General features: G+C 74.0%; 5 protein-coding genes. All 5 read left to right on the forward strand.

The genetic code is table 11. The annotated features are described in order from the left end of the window. Positions 1-370, forward strand: a 370-nt coding sequence (locus ABT381_RS35205; protein ID WP_351602016.1) for a pantoate--beta-alanine ligase, incomplete at its 5' end; no start/stop codon positions are given. A gap of 25 nt (positions 371-395) precedes the next feature. After that, on the forward strand, positions 396-2,096 hold the full coding sequence (locus ABT381_RS35210; RefSeq protein WP_351602028.1) for an L-aspartate oxidase: 1,701 nt from the start codon (positions 396-398) through the stop codon (positions 2,094-2,096). Next, entirely contained in the window at positions 2,093-3,148 is a 1,056-nt protein-coding gene (gene nadC / locus ABT381_RS35215) for a carboxylating nicotinate-nucleotide diphosphorylase (protein WP_351602019.1), read from the forward strand. Before ABT381_RS35210 ends, nadC begins: the two co-directional genes overlap by 4 nt. Further along, entirely contained in the window at positions 3,148-3,945 is a 798-nt protein-coding gene (locus ABT381_RS35220) for a type III pantothenate kinase (protein WP_351602022.1), read from the forward strand. Before nadC ends, ABT381_RS35220 begins: the two co-directional genes overlap by 1 nt. 138 nt (positions 3,946-4,083) lie before the next feature. Beyond that, positions 4,084-4,534, forward strand: a 451-nt coding sequence (locus ABT381_RS35225) for a hypothetical protein (protein ID WP_351602025.1), incomplete at its 3' end; no start/stop codon positions are given.

Genomic DNA, 4,534 nt, shown 5'->3' on the forward strand with positions numbered 1-4,534 from the left:
GCTGGCCGCGATGGGCGAGGACCGGGCGGCGGCCGACGCGCACGCCCTCGCGTACGTGGCGTCCGCGGGCAGCCCGCAGGGCCCGGCCGTGGCCCGCGCGGCGGCCCGCGCCGTCCTGGAGGACGCCGCCCGCTTCGACCCGCCGCTGGAGCTGGACTACGTGGAGCTGGTCGATCCGGACGGCTTCACGGTGCTCCCGGACGCGGAGCCGGCCCCGGACGAGGGGCCGTACAAGGGCGGGTACGAAGGCGAGGCGGTACTCGCCGTCGCCGCCCGGGTCGGCACCACCCGCCTCATCGACAACATCCGCCTCACTTTCGGGCCCGCCGTACCGCAGAGCGGACCCCCGTCAGCAGGAGAGCCACGATGATCGCAGGAGCGCACCGATGACCGGGGTGACCGGGCCCGGCATACGACTCGACGCCCCCGCGCCCGGCTGGGCCATCGACGCGGACGTCGTCGTGGTCGGCTCCGGCGTCGCGGGGCTGACCGCCGCGCTGCGCTGCGCGGCGGCCGGCCACCGCACGGTCGTGGTCACCAAGGCCCGGCTGGACGACGGCTCCACACGATGGGCACAGGGCGGCATAGCCGCGGCCCTCGGTGAGGGCGACACCCCGGAGCAGCACCGCGACGACACGCTCGTGGCGGGCGCCGGGCTGTGCGACGAGGCGGCGGTCCGCACGCTGGTCACCGAGGGCCCGGACGCGGTACGACGGCTGATCGCCACGGGCGCGCGCTTCGACCCGGACGAGGACGGCGCGGGCATCGCGCTGACCCGGGAGGGCGGCCACCACCGGCGCCGGATCGCGCACGCGGGCGGCGACGCCACCGGCGCGGAGATCTCCCGCGCGCTGGTCGAGGCGGTACGGGACGAAGGACTGCGCACGATCGAGAACGCGCTCGTCCTGGACCTCCTCACGGACGCCGAAGGCCGTACGGCGGGCGTCACCCTGCACGTGATGGGCGAGGGCCAGCACGACGGCGTGGGGGCCGTGCACGCCCCGGCCGTGGTGCTCGCCACCGGCGGCATGGGCCAGGTCTTCTCGGCGACGACCAACCCGTCCGTCTCCACGGGCGACGGGGTCGCGCTGGCCCTCAGGGCCGGCGCCGAGATCTCCGACCTCGAATTCGTCCAGTTCCACCCGACCGTGCTCTACCTGGGCCCGGAGGCCGAGGGACAGCAGCCGCTGATCTCCGAGGCGGTGCGCGGCGAGGGCGCGCACCTCGTGGACGGCGACGGCGTGCGCTTCATGGTGGGGCAGCACGAGCTCGCCGAACTGGCGCCGCGCGACATCGTCGCCAAGGGCATCATGCGCCGCGCCCAGGAGCAGGGCACCGAGCACATGTACCTGGACGCCCGGCACTTCGGCGCCGCCATGTGGGAGCAGCGCTTCCCGACCATCCTGGCGGCCTGCCGCAGCCACGGCATCGACCCGGTCACCGAGCCGATCCCGGTCGCGCCCGCCGCGCACTACGCCTCCGGCGGAGTACGGACCGATCTGCACGGCCGGACGACCGTGCCGGGCCTGTACGCGTGCGGCGAGGTCGCCTGCACCGGCGTGCACGGCGCGAACCGGCTCGCCTCCAACTCCCTCCTGGAGGGCCTGGTCTTCGCGGAGCGCATCGCGGCGGACATCGGGGCGCAGCCCCTGCCGCGCCCCGGGGAGCCCAGGCTGCCCGAGGGGCCGCCCGTACCGCTGCTCGCGCCCGAGACGCGCTTCGAGATCCAGCGGACCATGACGGCGGGCGTCGGAGTGCTGCGCTCCGCGGACAGCATCGCGGGGGCCTACAAGGCGCTCGCGCGGCTGACCTCCAGGGCCTCGGCGGAATCCGAGGAGGGCAAGGCCGCCGAGCCCGGCGTGGAAGCATGGGAGGCCACGAACCTGCTGCTCGTCGCGCGTGCCCTGGTCGCCGGCGCCCGCGCGCGCGAGGAGACCCGTGGCTGCCACTGGCGGGAGGACCACCCCGACCGGAACGACGAGGTCTGGCAGCGCCACTCCGTGGTCACGTTCCGCCCGCCCCACACCGTGGTGTTCGATGTCTCGGACTCCGCCGACTTCCCCGCCACCCATCCCGAAACGGAGCCGAACCCGTGAGCACGCCCGACGACCTCCCCCTCCTCCAGATCGGCCGCCCCGGCCAGACCCCCTCGGACGCGTCCGGCGGGGGCTGCGGCGACGCCTGCGGCTGCGGCTCCGGTGACGACGCGTACGAGCTGGACCCGCTGGAGTGCGGCCTGGACCCGGACCTGGCGGCCCTGCTGGTGAACGAGGGGCTGGACCCGGTACAGGTCGAGGACATCGCGCACCTGGCCATCGAGGAGGACCTCGACCAGGGCGTGGACGTCACCACCGTGGCGACCATCCCCGAGGACGCCATCGCCACCGCCGACTTCACCGCGCGCGACGCCGGTACGGTCGCGGGCCTGCGGGTCGCCGAGGCGGTGCTCTCCGTCGTGTGCACGGACGAGTTCGCGGTCGAGCGGCACGTCGAGGAGGGCGACCGGGTCGAGGCCGGGCAGAAGCTGATCTCGGTCACGGCCCGCACGCGCGATCTGCTCACCGGCGAGCGCAGCGCGCTGAACCTGCTGTGCCGGCTCTCCGGCATCGCCACCGCGACGCGGGCCTGGGCGGACGCCCTGGAGGGCACGAAGGCGAAGGTGCGCGACACCCGTAAGACGACGCCGGGCCTGCGGTCCCTGGAGAAGTTCGCGGTGCGCTGCGGTGGCGGCGTGAACCACCGCATGTCGCTCTCGGACGCGGCGCTCATCAAGGACAACCACGTGGTGGCCGCGGGCGGCGTCGCGGAGGCGTTCAAGGCCGTACGGAGCGAGTTCCCCGGCGTGCCGATCGAGGTGGAGGTGGACCGCCTCGACCAGATCCCGCCGATCCTCGCCGAGGGCGCCGACCTGATCCTGCTGGACAACTTCACGCCGGAGCAGACCCGGGAGGCCGTGGAGCTGGTCGCGGGCCGCGCGTTCCTGGAGTCCTCGGGCCGCCTGACGCTCGGCAACGCCCGTACGTACGCGGAGGCCGGCGTGGACTACCTCGCGGTCGGCAGCCTCACCCACTCCTCGCCGATCCTGGACATCGGCCTGGACCTGCGCGAGGGCGGCGGGCACGAGGGAGCCGGGGAGGCCGGGGCCTGATGCTGCTGACCATCGACGTCGGAAACACGCACACCGTCCTCGGCCTGTTCGACGGTGAGGAGATCGTCGAGCACTGGCGGATCTCCACCGACGCCCGCCGCACCGCCGACGAGCTGGCCGTGCTGCTCAACGGCCTGATGGGGATGCACCCGCTGCTCGGCGAGGAGCTGGGCGACGGCATCGAGGGCATCGCGATCTGTTCGACCGTCCCCTCGGTCCTGCACGAGCTGCGCGAGGTCACCCGCCGCTACTACGGCGACGTGCCGGCCGTCCTCGTCGAGCCGGGCGTGAAGACCGGCGTGCCGATCCTCATGGACAACCCCAAGGAGGTCGGCGCCGACCGCATCATCAACTCCCTCGCGGCCGTGGAGCTGTACGGCGGCCCGGCGGTCGTCGTGGATTTCGGCACGGCCACGACGTTCGACGCGGTGAGCGCGCGCGGCGAGTACGTCGGCGGCGTGATCGCGCCGGGCATCGAGATCTCGGTGGACGCGCTGGGCGTCAAGGGCGCGCAGCTGCGCAAGATCGAGCTGGCCCGGCCGCGCAGCGTCATCGGTAAGAACACCGTCGAGGCGATGCAGTCCGGCATTCTGTACGGCTTCGCCGGCCAGGTCGACGGCGTCGTGCAGCGGATGTCGCGGGAGCTGGCCGAGGACCCCGAGGACGTGACGGTCATCGCCACGGGCGGGCTGGCCCCGATGGTGCTGGGCGAGTCCTCCACGATCGACATGCACGAGCCCTGGCTCACCCTCATCGGGCTGCGCCTGGTGTACGAGCGCAACGTCGGGCGGCAGTGAAGCGGCGCTGAATAGGGGGCGCTGAATACGGGGTGCTCGGGGCGCCCCGTAAGGCGCGCCCCCGCGGCGCCCCGTACGCCGCACCCGGGAATTCCAAATACCGGGGTTTTTGTCCGTTTAGTAATTAAAGTCGGGCCCATGCCCACGCCATACGGATACCGCGGCGGCATGGCGTTCAGCGCGGACGAACTGCGCGTGGTCCGCCGCGCCCTCGCCACCGCCCTTCAGCCCGCGTCCGTCCCCGTCCCCGCTCCCGCCGGTGCCGTGCCCGCGACCCGCGACCGGCGGCGTACGGAAGAGGTCCAGGAGTGTCTCCGGCTCTCCGAGGCGCTGGACGAGGCGGTCCACGAAGGCGGCCGGCTGCGCGCCTTCCTCTTCGCCGACCTCGCCCGGTACCGCGACGCGCTCCCGGGCTCCGTACACGGCTATCTGGGGCGGCTCCAGGAGGCCCTGGCGGCCGGGTACGTCCCGGGCCCGGACGACCTCGGCGCGCTCCGGGTGCTGCGCTCGGTGGACGCGGGCCCGGCCGAGCGGGCCCGCCGCACGGCCCTGCTGCGCCGCTGCGAGCAGGCCGCCGAGCGCTCCGTAC

This window comes from Streptomyces sp. NPDC000151 (assembly GCF_040301705.1).
In the GTDB taxonomy this organism is placed as follows: Bacteria; Actinomycetota; Actinomycetes; order Streptomycetales; family Streptomycetaceae; genus Streptomyces.

Excerpts from the sequence above, each read along its gene's own strand:
- ABT381_RS35220 (WP_351602022.1), top strand. The coding sequence starts at position 3,148 with ATGCTGCTGACCATCGACGTCGGAAACACGCACACCGTCCTCGGCCTG.